General features: G+C 70.9%; 12 protein-coding genes and 1 CRISPR repeat array. Of the genes, 10 read left to right on the top strand and 2 right to left on the bottom strand.

The window, feature by feature from the left end:
• Positions 1 to 162: 162 nt before the first annotated feature.
• Genes ACYVKX_RS10510 through cas2 form a run of 4 tightly spaced genes read left to right on the top strand, consistent with a single transcriptional unit; the run spans position 163 to position 3318 of the window.
• Positions 163 to 423, top strand: coding sequence for a hypothetical protein (locus ACYVKX_RS10510; protein WP_460831732.1), 261 nt, complete (start codon positions 163 to 165; stop codon positions 421 to 423).
• Positions 420 to 1352, top strand: coding sequence for a type I-G CRISPR-associated protein, Cas3-extension family (locus ACYVKX_RS10505; protein WP_460831730.1), 933 nt, complete (start codon positions 420 to 422; stop codon positions 1350 to 1352). Before ACYVKX_RS10510 ends, ACYVKX_RS10505 begins: the two co-directional genes overlap by 4 nt.
• Positions 1353 to 1355: 3 nt before the next feature.
• Positions 1356 to 3029, top strand: a complete 1674-nt coding sequence (gene cas4g/cas1g, locus ACYVKX_RS10500) for a CRISPR-associated endonuclease Cas4g/Cas1g (RefSeq protein ID WP_460831728.1) — start codon at positions 1356 to 1358, stop codon at positions 3027 to 3029.
• A 4-nt stretch (positions 3030 to 3033) separates the two neighbouring features.
• The gene (gene cas2 / locus ACYVKX_RS10495; RefSeq protein ID WP_460831725.1) at positions 3034 to 3318 is read left to right on the top strand and encodes a CRISPR-associated endonuclease Cas2; all 285 of its coding nucleotides are present in this window, start codon (positions 3034 to 3036) and stop codon (positions 3316 to 3318) included.
• Positions 3319 to 3487: 169 nt separating this feature from the next.
• Positions 3488 to 6568: a CRISPR direct-repeat array (repeat unit 36 nt; unit sequence GTCTTCCCGGTCTTCGTGACCGGGCTCCATCGCGGC).
• Positions 6569 to 6722: 154 nt separating this feature from the next.
• Here cas2 and paaN read toward each other — a convergent pair.
• Entirely contained in the window at positions 6723 to 8384 is a 1662-nt protein-coding gene (gene paaN / locus ACYVKX_RS10490) for a phenylacetic acid degradation protein PaaN (protein ID WP_460831723.1), read from the bottom strand.
• Between the two features lie 79 nt (positions 8385 to 8463).
• Here paaN and ACYVKX_RS10485 point away from each other — a divergent pair, with 79 nt between their 5' ends.
• Positions 8464 to 9111: a hypothetical protein gene (locus ACYVKX_RS10485; RefSeq protein ID WP_460831721.1), complete on the top strand. Its 648-nt coding sequence runs from the start codon at positions 8464 to 8466 to the stop codon at positions 9109 to 9111.
• An 18-nt stretch (positions 9112 to 9129) separates the two neighbouring features.
• On the opposite strand, the gene ACYVKX_RS10480 is transcribed toward ACYVKX_RS10485, so the two are convergent.
• Positions 9130 to 10656: a serine/threonine-protein kinase gene (locus ACYVKX_RS10480; protein WP_460831735.1), complete on the bottom strand. Its 1527-nt coding sequence runs from the start codon at positions 10654 to 10656 to the stop codon at positions 9130 to 9132.
• A gap of 121 nt (positions 10657 to 10777) precedes the next feature.
• On the opposite strand from ACYVKX_RS10480, the gene ACYVKX_RS10475 reads away from it, so the two are divergent.
• From ACYVKX_RS10475 to ACYVKX_RS10455, 5 genes are all read left to right on the top strand, one after another.
• Positions 10778 to 11689: an ABC transporter ATP-binding protein gene (locus tag ACYVKX_RS10475; RefSeq protein WP_460831718.1), complete on the top strand. Its 912-nt coding sequence runs from the start codon at positions 10778 to 10780 to the stop codon at positions 11687 to 11689.
• Positions 11686 to 12492: an ABC transporter permease gene (locus tag ACYVKX_RS10470; protein WP_460831715.1), complete on the top strand. Its 807-nt coding sequence runs from the start codon at positions 11686 to 11688 to the stop codon at positions 12490 to 12492. Before ACYVKX_RS10475 ends, ACYVKX_RS10470 begins: the two co-directional genes overlap by 4 nt.
• 75 nt (positions 12493 to 12567) lie before the next feature.
• Positions 12568 to 13131 (top strand): RNA polymerase sigma factor, encoded by a 564-nt coding sequence (locus tag ACYVKX_RS10465; protein ID WP_460831713.1) that lies wholly within the window; start codon positions 12568 to 12570, stop codon positions 13129 to 13131.
• 69 nt (positions 13132 to 13200) lie between these two features.
• Positions 13201 to 14187, top strand: coding sequence for an NAD-dependent epimerase/dehydratase family protein (locus tag ACYVKX_RS10460; protein ID WP_460831710.1), 987 nt, complete (start codon positions 13201 to 13203; stop codon positions 14185 to 14187).
• Positions 14184 to 15662 (top strand): carboxyl transferase domain-containing protein, encoded by a 1479-nt coding sequence (locus tag ACYVKX_RS10455; RefSeq protein WP_460831708.1) that lies wholly within the window; start codon positions 14184 to 14186, stop codon positions 15660 to 15662. The genes ACYVKX_RS10460 and ACYVKX_RS10455 overlap by 4 nt, the downstream gene beginning before the upstream one ends.
• The last annotated feature ends 52 nt before the right edge of the window (positions 15663 to 15714 follow it).

The raw sequence follows: 15714 nt of genomic DNA, 5'->3' as shown, positions 1-15714 counted from the left end.
ACCATCAACCCGGCTCGTGACCGCTGAAGTCAGCACCACACGTTCACAGTCGGTGGATCAGGGCTCAGGGCAAGCGGAATGCCGAGAGGAGCCCGTCACGAGACGTGGTCGGAGGTTCTTGTGGAAGCACACGTGGAAACAGCGGGCGGCTACGCGGGGGACGTGGACCTCCTCCTGCACCTGATCTCGAGCCACCACGGCCATGGGCGGCCGCTCCTGCCGCCGGTCGTGGACGACGGCCTGCACGAACTCCGGGCGGATGTGGCCGGCGTATACGTCACGGCCCAGTTGCCTCGTGTCGTCGACGTCTCACGGGCAGAGCGGTTCAAGCAGCTCAATGATCGCTACGGAAGATGGGGACTCGCCATGCTCGAAGCCGTCGTGCGCTGTGCCGACATGACGATCTCTGCGGAGGGCCGATGAACGACGTTCTCCTGCCGGCACTCGACGGTCGTACACCTCTTGGCGTCCTCGCCGCGCTCGGCGTGCAACGACTGCTCCAGGTCCACGGCGGCGAAGCCGTACGACTGTCGTGGTCACCAACAGATCTCACAGCGGTGATGGCCGGGCCCTTCGACACCAGTGACCAGATCGTCAGACGGCTGCGAGACATCGTGGAGGAGATCCCACCCGATGCCGTGTTGCCGGGGACTCCCAGTACCTTCCCGCCGTCGGGCGGGACGAAGGATCGCATGCGTGTGCCGCGCGATGAGCTTCGCTCACTCGTCGCCACCGCCGACACCGGCAGTGAAACCGAGCGCTGGGTGGCCAGCCTCTTGACCGACCTTGCGGCGGATGGGGATCAGCGGGTCGTCATCAGCCAGTTCACGGCCCCCACCGGTCAGCAAAAGATGTCGACCATGCTGGCGAAGCCCCTTGAGCACGTGCGGTCCGATACCGACTTTCTACGGCAGGCCGTCGAGGGCTGGCGCCGGGTACCAGAGTTCACCGGGGAAGGGCTCGACCATCGGGCCGTCTCCGACGCCACAGACGCCGGCGACGGCAAGCCTCGGATGCGCGGTGTGCCAGGTGCGACCTGGCTTGCCCTCATGTCGTTCCCGCTGTTTCGAACCACGTCTCAGACAGGGCGGCGCGCGTACACCAGCGGGTGGCATCGGATCCGCGATGGAAGGCGCGTCGTCGACGAGCTGCGGCTCCCGGTCTGGAGTCAGCCCCTCGCTGTCGACAGCATCGTGTCTCTGATCGAGCATCCGGCGATGGCGCCCGATGCCCGAGGCCGGACGGACATGGTTCGACTTGAGCGGCTGGGAGTGCTGCACGTGTGCCGGGCGCGACGGCGTACGCAGCCCGGCGGCAAGTCTGCGGGCGTGCTCGTGCCCGTCACGGAGTAGCGCGTGCGCCCCGACGTGCCCGGACTCCCCGAGACCATTCCCGCGCGGATGGTCAACGAGTTCGTCTACTGCCGACGACTCTTCTACCTTGAATGGGTCCAGTCGCGTTTCACCACCAACCACGACGTCGAGGAAGGACTGCACGTTCACCGCGTTGTCGACCGGCCCAGCGGTGATCTTCCCGGTTTCGGTGAGGCGCTCGCGAGTGGCCAACGCGTTACCTCCGTATGGCTCAGCTCGCACCGTTTGGGCATCACGGCGAAGGTCGATCTCGTCCAAGGAGGCGATGACGACAGCGTCGTACCCGTGGACTACAAGAAGGGCCGACCCGATCCCGACGGCGGCCCATGGCCAAGCGACCGCATGCAGTCGCTGCTGCAGGCTCTGCTCCTTCGCGACAGCGGATACGCCTGCCATCGGGCCGAGGTCTGGTACGACGACGTCAAGCGACGCGTGGTGATCGACGTAGACGACGACGCCATCGCCGAGGTCACTGCCGTGCTCGGCGAGGCCTGGACCATCGCCGCATCGGACTCACCTCCGCCGCCGCTGGTGGACAGTCCGAAGTGCCCGCGGTGCTCCTTGGTGGGCATCTGTCTGCCTGACGAGACCCACGCGCTGACCGTCCGAGCCAGTGACCGAGGCAAGGTTCGCCGCATCATTCCCGATGCACCCGAGTCGCGGCCCGTCTACGCCCTTCACCAAGGCGCGGTCGTCGGTGTGCGCCGCGGCCGGTTGGAGGTCGACCACGAATCGGGCCACCTGGCTAGCTACCGGCTCATCGACGTCAGTCAGCTGTGCCTCATCGGCAACGTCCAGGTCAGCACCCAAGCCATGCGTGAGCTCTTTGCCCGCGAGGTCCCGGTGTTGTGGTTCAGCTACGGTGGCTGGTTCTCAGGCGTCGCCGAGGGTCTACCTGCCAAGAACGTCGACCTGAGACGGTCCCAGTTCCTCGTCAGCGCAGACCAATCGGTCGCCATCGCGGGAGCGATGGTCGCCGGGAAGATCCGTAATAGCCGCACGATGCTACGTCGCAACGCCCGATGCGACGTAGCCACGACGGTGGAGCAGCTCGCGCAGCTCGTCATCAAGGCACGGAACGTACGCACCGTGCCGAGCCTCCTTGGCATCGAGGGCGCGGCAGCGCGGCTCTACTTCGGTCGTTTCACGACGATGATTGCTGGGCGCCCCGGCGTTGACGCCGACGCATTCGACAGTAACGGCCGGTCACGTCGACCACCGCCTGATCCGGTGAATGCCCTATTGTCCTTCGCCTACGCACTGCTCGCGAAGGATCTCACTGTCGTCAGTCACGCGGTGGGCTTCGATCCGTACGTCGGGTTCCTTCACCGGCCCCGATTCGGGAGACCGGCGCTCGCACTCGACCTCGCAGAGGAATTCCGACCCCTCATCGCTGAAAGCACGGTGCTTCAGGTGCTCAACAACGGCGAGGTCGGTCCGCGAGACTTCTTGCAGAAGGCCGGTGGTTGCCAGCTCACGACAGCCGGGCGGCGGACGGTCCTCCGCGCCTACGAACGGCGGCTTGACCAGGAGATCAAGCATCCCCACTTCGGCTATCAGGTGACCTACCGTCGCGCGATGGACGTTCAGGCCCGGATGCTGGCAGCCCACCTTCTCGGCGAACTACCTTCGTACTTGCCATTCATGACGAGGTGAGGACGTGAGTCGACGGCGCTACCTCATCGCATACGACATCCGCGACCCAAAGCGGCTTCGCCAGATCTGCAAGCTTATGGAGGAGCACGGTGATCGAATGCAGTACTCCGTGTTCATCTGTGATCTGAATCGCTCCGAACTCGTGCACTTGAGGGGGCGAGCCGAGAGGACCATGGACCTCCAAGACGATTCGGTCGTCATCGTCGACCTTGGCGACCCCAGCGGTGCGCGCGTCACCTTCGTGGGTCAACGTCTCGAATTGCCGAACCGCGGACCCCAGATTGTGTGACGCGAGCAGTCCGGCTCGTGGGAGACGCAGCCTTGAGCGCTCGCTCGCAGGTCAGCAAGGAAATTCCGATCGCGACTGCCCCTTGCGGATCGTCGTCTGACTGCCGAGTGGACGACCTCTCGCGTATGCCCTCATCTTCCCAGGTCAGGGGGTAGGTTTTCGATCAGCCGTCTTCCCGGTCTTCGTGACCGGGCTCCATCGCGGCTTTACCTAACTCTGTAGACAGGAGGTCTCTCTATGGTGGTCTTCCCGGTCTTCGTGACCGGGCTCCATCGCGGCGCGGCGCCGACGGTGGAGCTGCCGGACGACTACGACGTCTTCCCGGTCTTCGTGACCGGGCTCCATCGCGGCGACAAGAACAAGATCGCGCTCGGAGACGACGACCGGTCTTCCCGGTCTTCGTGACCGGGCTCCATCGCGGCCACAATGACCGGTGCGCACGTCCTCGAAGGGGGTGGTCTTCCCGGTCTTCGTGACCGGGCTCCATCGCGGCACGACACAGCGCCGCATCCGCGACTGCACCGCATGCGTGTCTTCCCGGTCTTCGTGACCGGGCTCCATCGCGGCTTGGTCGAGATGTGCAGCTCGGTCGACGACGGCACGTCTTCCCGGTCTTCGTGACCGGGCTCCATCGCGGCCTGACCACCGTCGTCATCGTTGCTGCCGCGGTCGGACGTCTTCCCGGTCTTCGTGACCGGGCTCCATCGCGGCGACTGCGCCGGTCAGCAGCCTCGCCTCGTCCCGCGCGGTCTTCCCGGTCTTCGTGACCGGGCTCCATCGCGGCCATTTGTCGATAGCGAGGAAGCTCGCTGCCTGATCGAAGTCTTCCCGGTCTTCGTGACCGGGCTCCATCGCGGCAACATCGGCGACGACCACGAAGACGACGAGAGCGGGTCTTCCCGGTCTTCGTGACCGGGCTCCATCGCGGCGTCACTGCCCGGCGGGTGCGCCGCGGCTCCAGGACTGTCTTCCCGGTCTTCGTGACCGGGCTCCATCGCGGCATGAGCGAGGCTGGCGGGCTCAAGATGCTCGCCGACGTCTTCCCGGTCTTCGTGACCGGGCTCCATCGCGGCCCCGCAAGCCTTCGCCCGGAAGCTCAACGGAGTCGTGGTCTTCCCGGTCTTCGTGACCGGGCTCCATCGCGGCTGTGATCGCCGGCTTGACGGCCGGACTCGGCGCCGCGTCTTCCCGGTCTTCGTGACCGGGCTCCATCGCGGCCGCAGTGAGCGGGACGTGACCGCGCTGACCTTCCTGCGTCTTCCCGGTCTTCGTGACCGGGCTCCATCGCGGCAGGGGCTCGATGAAGGCATCGAAGGCTTCCGACGGCGTCTTCCCGGTCTTCGTGACCGGGCTCCATCGCGGCATCGAGACTGCGGTCGCAATGGGTGCCCCGATTGAGCAGTCTTCCCGGTCTTCGTGACCGGGCTCCATCGCGGCGACTACCTCGCCAACGCGGTGCAGGTCGACGACGAGGTCTTCCCGGTCTTCGTGACCGGGCTCCATCGCGGCGACTTCGCCTTTGACTGCACCCGGCCGGTCCGGGTCAGTCTTCCCGGTCTTCGTGACCGGGCTCCATCGCGGCCTTATCGCGCTGCACGGTCCCTACGCCGAGGCTGAGGTCTTCCCGGTCTTCGTGACCGGGCTCCATCGCGGCCTCGTCTTCTTCGGCGGGGATGTCAACGACCGCCGCACGTCTTCCCGGTCTTCGTGACCGGGCTCCATCGCGGCAAGGCCACCGTCGGCGCCAACGTCGAGTCCACGATCCGCGTCTTCCCGGTCTTCGTGACCGGGCTCCATCGCGGCCCCATCACCGAGCAGCGGGCGCTGGACTTCGTCGGGTCTTCCCGGTCTTCGTGACCGGGCTCCATCGCGGCCGCTGCTCCTTCGTCGCCTCGACGTGGGCCGCGAGCGTCTTCCCGGTCTTCGTGACCGCGCTCCATCGCGGCAACGCATGCCTCACCGCGCCAGCCCGCCACATCGCCGGTCTTCCCGGTCTTCGTGACCGGGCTCCATCGCGGCCGCGGCAAGATCAAGGCCCGCATCGACCACGCCCCCTGTCTTCCCGGTCTTCGTGACCGGGCTCCATCGCGGCGGGGGAGCTGGCTTCACTCGGGGCAGCGCGCGAGCGGGTCTTCCCGGTCTTCGTGACCGGGCTCCATCGCGGCGAGTTCGGCGTCGACTTCGAGGTCTTCGACTGCGGAGTCTTCCCGGTCTTCGTGACCGGGCTCCATCGCGGCAAGCGCACCGACGGCTCCGCGGCGACCAAGCGGTCCGGTCTTCCCGGTCTTCGTGACCGGGCTCCATCGCGGCACGCGAGATCAGAGCGGCACCTACGACGGAGCCAGGTCTTCCCGGTCTTCGTGACCGGGCTCCATCGCGGCCTCGTCACCGCCCGCGTCGGTGGCGACGTCGTGCGCCCGTCTTCCCGGTCTTCGTGACCGGGCTCCATCGCGGCATGAGTCCTCCTGGGTGAGTCGGGTGTCGGCTTCGTGTCTTCCCGGTCTTCGTGACCGGGCTCCATCGCGGCCAGCCGCTGCTCGCCGGTGACCTGGTGCTCTCAGCGGAGTCTTCCCGGTCTTCGTGACCGGGCTCCATCGCGGCCCCATCGGTGCGGACCTGCCGGTGATCCGGGTGTAGGTCTTCCCGGTCTTCGTGACCGGGCTCCATCGCGGCGTTCGTCTGCTGGTGGTTGCCCCGCCGCGAGGGATCCGGTCTTCCCGGTCTTCGTGACCGGGCTCCATCGCGGCTTCTCGATCGTGATCGGCGCGAGCCGCTCAGCGACCGCGTCTTCCCGGTCTTCGTGACCGGGCTCCATCGCGGCGGGTACTACGCGCAGGCCGAGCACTACCGAGACGGCCTGTCTTCCCGGTCTTCGTGACCGGGCTCCATCGCGGCAATCTCGGCGTCTACGTCCTGACCACCCCGCGGACGTCTTCCCGGTCTTCGTGACCGGGCTCCATCGCGGCGTCGTTGAGGTCGCCACCGACCCCCAGCACCCACGTCTTCCCGGTCTTCGTGACCGGGCTCCATCGCGGCGTCGTTGAGGTCGCCACCGACCCCCAGCACCCACGTCTTCCCGGTCTTCGTGACCGGGCTCCATCGCGGCGACGGCGTGCTGTCCGGCCTCGACGTTGCCGCACGGTCTTCCCGGTCTTCGTGACCGGGCTCCATCGCGGCCCGAAGGTGACGGCGCACGCCGACGTCGACGGCACCGGTCTTCCCGGTCTTCGTGACCGGGCTCCATCGCGGCACGACGAGGTCCGGGCATCCCCCGAGGCCGAGATGTACTCCGAGTGGATCGACACCGACCGACAACTGCGTGCCCTGGTCGAGCAGATGCGCGACGTGGCCACCAAAGCCACCGAACTACGACTCACTCAAGCAGCAGAGGTTCAATCGCAAGCTCAGACGTGGCGGCGCGACTGCACCACCCGGAACCGCGAGGCGACGTAGGCGCCGTCGGTGTACGACGCGTTGGCGGCCGGGTTGGCGCCGGTGCCGTGGAAGTCGGAGAACGCCGCCGACTGGTTCACGAACACCCCGCCGAGCAGGTTCTCCGACAGCGCCACGCCCGCGTCGAGGGCGGCGTCGCGCATCTCCTCGACCACCTCGTCCGAGGTCGAGTAGACGGCGGCCGTCATCGCACCGCGGCGCTGCGCGGTGTCCCGGAACAGCGCGATCGACTCGTCGGTGCCGGCGGTCTCGATGAGGTAGGCGACCGGGCCGAAGCACTCCGACTCGTAGACACCCGCGTCCGCGGCGGTCAGGCGGAGCAGCGTGGGCGTACGCACCGTCGCGTCCTCGTACGACGGGTGGGCGACCGTCCGGGAGGCGACCAGCACGTCGCCGGCCGAGGCCGCCACCAGGCGCTCGAGCACGCCGTTGCTGACGATGCCGCCGAGCAGCTCGACCGCGCGGGTGTCGTCGCCGAGCAGCCGGTCGAGGGCCGCCTCGATCCCGGCCGCAACCTCGGCGGGCGCCTTGACGCCGTCCTCGGTGGCGACGCCGACCGCCGGCACGTAGACGTTCTGCGGCGCGGTGCACATCTGGCCGGAGTAGAGCGAGAACGAGAACGCGAGGTTCTGGCACATCGCGCCGAAGTCCGACGTCGAGTCGACCACGACCGTGTTCACGCCCGCCTTCTCGGTGAACACCTCGGCCTGGCGCGCGTGCTCCTCGAGCCAGTCGCCGAAGGCGCTGCCGCCGGTGAAGTCGACCAGCCGGACCTCGGGCCGGGTCGCCAGCGTCGCGGCCAGCCGGTCGTCCGGCTCCTCGGCGGCGAGCGTCACCAGGTCGGGGTCGAACCCGGCACCGGCCAGCACCTGCTGGCACACCTGGACGGTGATCGCGAGCGGCAGCACCGCCGCGGGGTGCGGCTTCACCACGACCGGGTTGCCGGTGACCAGCGAGGCGAACAGCCCGGGCCAGGAGTTCCACGTGGGGAAGGTGTTGCAGCCGATCACCAGCGCCACGCCGCGCGGCACGACCGTGAACGTCTTCTCCATGCGGAGCGGCTCGCCCCGGCCCGGCTTCTCCCAGAGCGCGGTCGCCGGCGTCCGGGTCATCTCGGTCCACGCGTAGGCGATCGCCTCCAGGGCACGGTCCAGCGCGTGCGCCCCACCCGCCTGGAACGCCATCACGAACGCCTGCCCGCTCGTGTGCTGGACCGCGTTGGCCAGCTCGAAGATGCGTGTATGAAGTTGGGAGAGGATCTCCAGGCACACCCCCGTTCGTCCGTCGGGACCGGCGTCCCGCCATGCCTTCATGCCAGCACGGGCCGCCGACATCAGCGCGTCGACATCCACAGCCCGGGGGTAGGACACCCCGAGGTCGAAGCCGTACGGCGACCGCTCGGTCGCGACGACACCGGACGCGCCCGGGGTGGCGAGCGGGAACGCGCCGCCCAGCCAGGCCTCGAAGGCCGCCTTCCCGGCGCCGGCCGCCTCCTCGCCGTACACCCGCGGGGAGGGGGACTCGTCGAAGGCGGAGTGGTAGGCGCGGGTGGCGCAGGCGGCGACCGCGGCGTCGAGGCGATCGCGGTGGCGGTCGAAGAGGGTCGCGGACATGCGGAGTCTCCTTGTGACAGGCTTCCGACACTCTCGCACAGAACTGTCACAGGGACCGCGACTGGCTACCCTCCTTCGGGTGAGGGTGCGGTGGATCGGGCTGGCGCTCGCGCTCGCGCTGGTCGGCGGAGCGGTCGGGTACGTCGTCGGCCTGCTCCGCGACCGGGACCCGGCCGTGGTCGCGCAGGCCCGCCCGGTGCCGGCGCAGTCGCCGTCGATCCCGGTGCTGCCGACGCCGCCGTTCTCGCCCGACGTCGGCTACCCGGTGCTGGAGACCGGCCTCGACTACGTCGAGCGCACGCTGGGCTCCCCGCCGTACTTCCAGTGGACCTACGACGCGCCGGCCGGATGGGTGATGACCACGGAGGACCGCGACGAGGTGCGCTGGCGGCCGACGAACGAGACGATTGCCGGCGGCTTCAGCATGCGGGTGAAGCTGGTCAACGAGAACAAGACGACCGAGCAGATGGTCGCGCAGAAGCGGGACATCGTGCTGGGGATCTACGAGGACGTGGTGATCCTCGACGAGGGCGAGGACTCGCTCTCCTTCTCCTACCGTGAGCCGACCGCCAACACGCAGCGGTTCAACATGTTCTACTGGCGGGCCCGGCCGGGGAGCACCGAGGCGACCTTCGAGATGAGCGTCGTGGGCCGGAAGGCCGACCTGCCGGGCCTGGCCGACCTCTACGACAACGTGATCGCGAGCATCCAGAAGGTCACTCCCTAGAACCCGCCTAGAACCCGCCTAGAACCCGCGGGTGTCCACGTCGTCCAAGACGGTGTAGGCGGTGGCCCGGTCGGCGCTGCGGATCTGCACCCAGAGCAGCAGGTTCTCGGCGAGCTGCACGACCCGCTCGACCGTCACGCCGCCGGGGCAGCCGGTGAACAGCACCGTCCGCGACGGATCGCCGGAGATGGTGTCGTCGACCGGCTCCTGGGCGGCGTTGCACTCGGGGTGCTGCGGCACCCGGTCGGGGAGCTCGGTGCCGGGCAGGATGGCGACGAAGACGCCCTCGGCGTCCTCGGCCTCGGCCCAGTCCGCGCTGGTGCCGACCGAGAGCGCCGGGAACTCGCCCTCCGCCGTCGGCGGCCTCCAGCCGCGCGGCGCGACCGTGCGCTCCCACCGCTCGGGGACGGTCACCCAGAGCTGTCCGGTGCGGTCGCCGACGGTGGTCTCCCCCTCGCCGCGCCGCTCCAGCGCATAGCCCGCCACGCCCGCGCCCGCGAGCACGGCGAGCGCGGCGGCGACGCCGGCCAGCAACCGCACCCGGCTGCGCCTCGGCGGCACCGGGTCCGGCAGCGGGCCGCTCGTCAGGCGCGGCGAGGGCCGGGCGCCGGGGCGGGTGAGGTTCGGGTCGAGCGGCAGCCAGGTGGCCGGCGGGGCGCCGGCGATCTCCTCGCCGAGCGCCGCCTCCAGCGCCGAGACGTACGCCGCCACGTCGGGCCAGCGGTCCTCGCGGTCGACCGCGAGCCCGCGCCGTACGACGGCCTCGACCTCCTCGGGCACCGGCCGCTCCGGGGTCGAGAGCGACTCCGGCGGCACTGGCGCGGCGGCGGCCGCCAGCGTCGCGTGGCGGTACGGCGCCCGTCCGCTCAGCAGGAGGTAGGTGAGCGCCGCGAGGGAGTACTGGTCGGCCCGCGGGTCCAGCGGCTCGCCCTGGGCCTGCTCCGGCGCCACGAAGGTCGGCGTGCCGGCGATCATGGTCAGCCGCGAGGACATGTCGAGCGCCTTGCCGAGCCCGAGGTCGGCGACCATCGCCCGCACCGTCGTGCCGTCGGACCCATCGTTCCCTGAGCCGGTCCCTGAGCCGGTCCCTGAGCCGGTCCCTGATCCGGCCGCAGGGTCGACCGTCCGGAACAGCACATTGGCGGGCTTCACGTCGCGGTGCAAGACACCTCGCTCGTGCAGCGCCTGCAGCCCGGTGCCGACCTGCCGCACCACCTCCATCGCCTGGGCCGTGGTCAGCCCCTCGACCTCGAGCCGGTCGGCGAGCGTGCCCTGGTCGGCGTACGACATCACCAGATAGGGGCGGCCGTCGTCGAGCTCGCCCGCGTCGTAGACGCTCACGACGAAGGGCGACTCGACCTTGCGCAGGAAGCGGCCCTCCTCGAGGAACCGCTGCCGCACCGCGACGTCCTCGGTCCAGTTCTCGGCGAGCACCTTCACGGCGACCGGCGAGTCGAGCTGCTCGTCGTAGGCCAGCCACACGGTCGCGAAGCCCCCGGACCCGATCCGGCGGCGCACGGCGTACCGGCCGAGACGGGAGGGCATGGACACCGGCCCATTATCCGTCAGCTGGGGTCCGACCCCGGGGAGCCTCGGGGTCGGGTCAGGGGGCGGAGGCCGGCCTCCCCGATGCGGCGGCACCCCCACGGCCGCGAGCGTTGGGGCCATGATCACGGTCGACTCACTCACCAAGAAGTACGGCGGCTTCACCGCCGTCGACGACGTCAGCCTCACGGCGCGGCCCGGCCGCGTCACCGGCTTCCTCGGCCCGAACGGCGCCGGGAAGTCCACCACGATGCGGATCATGGTCGGCCTGACGCCGGCCACGTCGGGCACCGCGGAGATCAGCGGGCGGCGGTACGCCGACCTGCCGAACCCCGGCCTCGAGGTCGGCGTCCTGCTCGACGCCTCCGCCCAGCACGCCGGCCGCACCGGACGCGAGGTCCTCGCGATCGCCGCGCAGACCATGGGGCTCCCGCGCCGCCGTGTCGACGAGATGCTCGAACGCGTCAGCCTCACGCCCACCGAGGCCGGTCGCCGCGTCCGCAACTACTCCCTCGGCATGCGCCAACGGCTCGGGATCGCGACCGCGTTGCTCGGCGAGCCCGAGGTGCTCGTCCTCGACGAGCCCGCCAACGGCCTGGACCCGGCCGGCATCCGCTGGATGCGCGACCTGCTCCGCGGGTACGCCGACCAGGGCGGCACGATCCTCCTCTCCAGCCACCTGCTGCACGAGATCGAGGTCATCGCCGACGACCTGGTCGTGATCGGCCAGGGCCGCATCGTCGCGCACGGCACCAAGGCCGAGCTGCTGGCGACCGCGGGCACGCTCGTCCGCACCCGCGACGTACCGACGCTGGCGCGTGCGCTGGTCGACGCCGGCCTCGCCCACACCCAGGTGCCCGGCACCGAGAGCACCGGCGCCCTGCGCGTCGAGGCCGACCCCGACGTGGTCGGCGACCTGGCGCTCGCCGCCGGCGTCGCCCTGACCGAGCTGCGCGCCGCCGACGGCGCCGGCCTCGAGGAGATGTTCCTCGAGCTCACCGCAGACACCCAGCGAGAAGGAGCAGCAGCATGACCGCCGCCGTCCTGGAGACGGAGGCCGCCGCGCGTACGGCGCGGCCGACCCCCACCCGCATCCCGATGTCGCGGATCGTCGCCGTCGAGCTGCGCAAGTCCTTCGACACGCGCTCGGGCTTCTGGCTGATGACGAGCATCGCGATCCTCGCGGTGCTCGCGACCGCGGCCACCATCGTGTTCGCACCCGACGACCAGCTCGACTACGAGGCGTTCGCGACCGCGATCGGGATCCCGATGGCCGTGGTGCTCCCCGTGATCGGCGCGCTGGCGATCACCAGCGAGTGGAGCCAGCGGACCGGGCTCACGTCGTTCACCCTGGTGCCGCACCGCGGCCGGGTGATCGCCGCGAAGCTCGTCGTGACGCTCGCGATCGGCGTCGTCTCGATGCTGCTGGCCGGCGCGATCGGCGCGGTCGGCAACGTCGTCGGCACCGCGATCACGGGCACCGACACGATCTGGAACGTCAGCGCCACCGAGTTCACCTACATCGTGATCGCCAACGTGCTGGGCATGCTGGTCGGCTTCATGCTCGGCGTGCTGCTCCGCAACTCGCCCGGCGCGATCGTCGGCTACTTCGTCTACGGCTTCGTGCTGCCGCCGCTGTCGATGCTGCTCGCCGCGAGCCAGGGCTGGTTCGAGCGGGCGCAGCCGTGGGTCGACTTCAACTATGCCCAGGGCAACCTCTTCGACGGCGCGATGACCGGCGAGAGCTGGGCCCAGCTCGGCGTCACCGGCCTGTTCTGGCTGGCGATCCCGCTCGCCGTCGGCCTGGTCGCCGTCCTCCGCTCCGAGGTCAAGTAGCCCCGCGGCAGTCCTGCGCACCACCCTTACCCCGTCCGCCGATTAGGGTCGGTACGACGGGGAAGGGTGGTGTCCGTGAGGGAGGCACTGACGGCGGACGAGATCGACGACCTCGCCCGCCGCGCGCAGGACGGCGACCGCGACGCGCTCGAGGCGCTGCTCGCGGCGGTCCGGCCGCGCGCGCTCAACATCTGCCGCGGGGTGTTGCCGCACCTGCCCGACGCGGAGGACGCCTGCCAGGAGGCGCTGATCAACGTCGCCAACAAGATCGGCTCCTGGGGCGGCCGGGGCCGGTTCACCACGTGGCTGCACGTGGTCGCGGTGAACAGCGCCCGCACGACGTACCGCCGGATGAAGGGCCAGGCGATCAGCGCCGACCCGCTCGAGGCCGGCCCGCTCGACCGCCCGGACCCGCGCACCACCAGCGTCATCGCCGGCACCCGCCTCGACCTGCTCGAGGCGATGGAGACCATCGAGCGCGACCACCCGCAGTTCGTCGAGCCGCTGCTGCTGCGCGACGTCTACGGCCTCTCCTACGAGGAGATCGCGACGCAGGTCGGCGCGCCGCTCGGCACGATCAAGGCCCAGATCCACCACGGCCGCAGGCTCGCCCGGCCGCTGCTGCGCGGCGACGCGTGAGGCGTACGCCGCTTTCCGCCGTCGGCTGAAACGCTTGCCCGGCGCCCGCCGGACGGCCACGGTGGTCGCGTGCGGATCCTGGTGCTCGGCGGTTCGGTGTTCCTGTCCCGGGCGGTCGCGGCCGACGCGCTCGCGCGCGGCCACGAGGTGACCTGCGCGAGCCGCGGAGCGTCGGGCCCGGTGCCCGACGGCGCCGGGTTCGTGGCGTGGGACCGCACCGAGGAGGTGCCGGACGAGCTCGTGCGGACGGCGTACGACGCCGTGGTCGACGTTGCCCGCATGCCGTCGTGGGTGCGCACGGGTGTGGCGACCTGGCCGAGCGCGCACTGGGTCTTCGTCTCGACGATCAACGTCTACCCCGACCCGCACCCCACGGGCGGGCGGCCGGACACCCTGCCGCTGCGCGAGCCGCTGCCCGACGACGTCGACCCGCGGTCGAGCCCGGAGGCGTACGGGCGGATGAAGGTGGCGTGCGAGGACCTGGTGCGGGCGGGGGCGGTCTCCTGCACGGTGGTGCGGCCGGGTCTGATCGTGGGGCCGGGCGACCCGACCGGGCGGTTCACCTACTGGCCGGTGCGGCTGGCCGACGGCGACGAGGTGCTCGCCCCGGGACACCCCGGCGACCCGATCCAGGTCGTCGACGTCCGCGACCTCGCGACCTGGCTGGTCACCGCCGCGGAGCGGCGCCTCACCGGCGACTACGACGCCGTCTGCTGGCCGATGCCGCTCGGCGAGCTGCTGGCCGGGGTCGCCCGCGGCGTCGGCGCCGAGCCGGACCTCACCTGGGTCTCCCACGAGCTTCTGGCCGGGCGGGGCGTGGAGCCGTGGATGGGCGACGGCTCGCTGCCGCTGTGGCTGCCGCGCCCCGAGTACGACGGGATGCGCTCCCACGACCCGGCGCCGTCCTACGCCGCCGGCCTCGTCACCCGGCCGGTCGCCGACACCGCGCGGGACACCCTCGCCTGGGTGCGCGCGACGGCCGACGCTCCGCTGAGCGGAATGTCACGCGAGCGCGAGGCGGAGGTGCTCACCGCGTGGCATAGCCTCCGGGAGTGACCCACCGCCTGTCGGCCGCCGAGCTGATCGACCTGGTGCTCGACGAGGGGTCGTGGACGTCGTGGGACACCCCACCGGCGTACGGCCCGATCTCCGAGGAGTACGCCGCCGAGCTCGCCGCCGCGCGGGAGAGGAGCGGCGTCGAGGAGTCGGTGCTGACCGGCGAGGGCCTGATGAGGGGCCGCCGGGTGGCGGTGGTGATGGGCGAGTTCCGGTTCCTCGCCGGCTCGATCGGCCGCGCGGCGGCCGACCGCCTGGTCGTCGCGATCGAGCGCGCCACCCGCGAGGGCCTGCCGCTGCTGGCCGGCCCGGTCAGCGGCGGGACCCGGATGCAGGAGGGCACGCCGGCGTTCGTGCAGATGGTCCGGATCACCGCGGCCGTCGCCGCGCACAAGGACGCCGGGCTGCCCTACCTCGTCTACCTGCGCCACCCCACCACCGGCGGCGTGCTGGCGTCGTGGGGCTCGCTCGGCCACGTCACCGTCGGCGAGCCCGGCGCGCTGATCGGCTTCCTCGGGCCGCGGGTGTACGAGGCGCTCTACGGCAGACCGTTCCCCGAGGGCGTGCAGACCGCGGAGAACCTCTACGCCCACGGCATCATCGACGCCGTGCTCCCGCCCGAGGAGATCGCCGGCATCCTCGACCGCGCGCTGACGATCCTGCTGGCGCCGCGGCACGGCATCGAGCCGGTGCCCGCGCCGGTCCCGCTCACCCCGCTCCCCGGCGTCGAGACCTGGGACGCGGTCACCCGCTCGCGGCGGCCCGACCGCCCCGGCGTACGCCGCCTGCTCCGGTACGCCGCCAGCGACGTCATCCCGCTCAACGGCACCGGCCAGGGCGAGCACGACCCCGGGCTGCTGCTGGCGCTGGCGCGGTTCGGCCAGGCGCCGTGCGTGTTCCTCGGGCAGGACCGCCGCGGCCAGACGACCGAGCACCCGATGGGCCCGGAGGCGCTGCGCGAGGCGCAGCGCGGGATGCGGCTCGCCTCCGAGCTCGGGCTGCCGCTGGTCACCGTGATCGACACCCAGGGCGCCGCGCTCTCGGCCGAGGCCGAGAACGGCGGGATGGCCGGCGAGATCGCCCGCTGCCTGGCCGAGCTGGTCACCGTCCGCGCGCCCACGCTGTGCCTGATGCTCGGCGAGGGCAACGGCGGCGGCGCATTGGCGTTCCTTCCGGCCGACCGGGTGATCGCCGCCCAGCACGCCTGGCTCTCGCCGCTGCCGCCCGAGGGGGCGAGCGCGATCGTGCACCGCGACCTCGCGCATGCCCCGGAGATGGCCCGCGCCCAGCAGGTCCGCGCGCTCGACCTGCGCGAGCGCGGCATCGTCGACCGGATCGTCGCCGAGCAACCCGACGCCGCCGACGAGCCCGAGGCGTTCTGCCAGCGGGTCGGCGCCGTACTCGAGCACGAGCTCGCCGCGCTGCTCGACTCCGGGCCGGGGTCGCCCGCCGACCGGGCGCGCCGCTACTTGTAACGCCGGGTTATCTCCCGGTTGCCGCTTGTAACGCCGGGTTATCTCTTGTTCC

The organism is Nocardioides hungaricus (genome assembly GCF_054782915.1).
Note: the sequence above shows the minus strand (reverse complement) of the source record. Positions and strands in the feature narration are given on the sequence as shown.

Excerpts from the sequence above, each read along its gene's own strand:
- ACYVKX_RS10505 (WP_460831730.1), top strand. The coding sequence starts at position 420 with ATGAACGACGTTCTCCTGCCGGCACTCGACGGTCGTACACCTCTTGGC.
- paaN (WP_460831723.1), bottom strand. The coding sequence starts at position 8,384 with ATGTCCGCGACCCTCTTCGACCGCCACCGCGATCGCCTCGACGCCGCG.
- ACYVKX_RS10480 (WP_460831735.1), bottom strand. The coding sequence starts at position 10,656 with ATGCCCTCCCGTCTCGGCCGGTACGCCGTGCGCCGCCGGATCGGGTCC.
- ACYVKX_RS10475 (WP_460831718.1), top strand. The coding sequence starts at position 10,778 with ATGATCACGGTCGACTCACTCACCAAGAAGTACGGCGGCTTCACCGCC.
- ACYVKX_RS10470 (WP_460831715.1), top strand. The coding sequence starts at position 11,686 with ATGACCGCCGCCGTCCTGGAGACGGAGGCCGCCGCGCGTACGGCGCGG.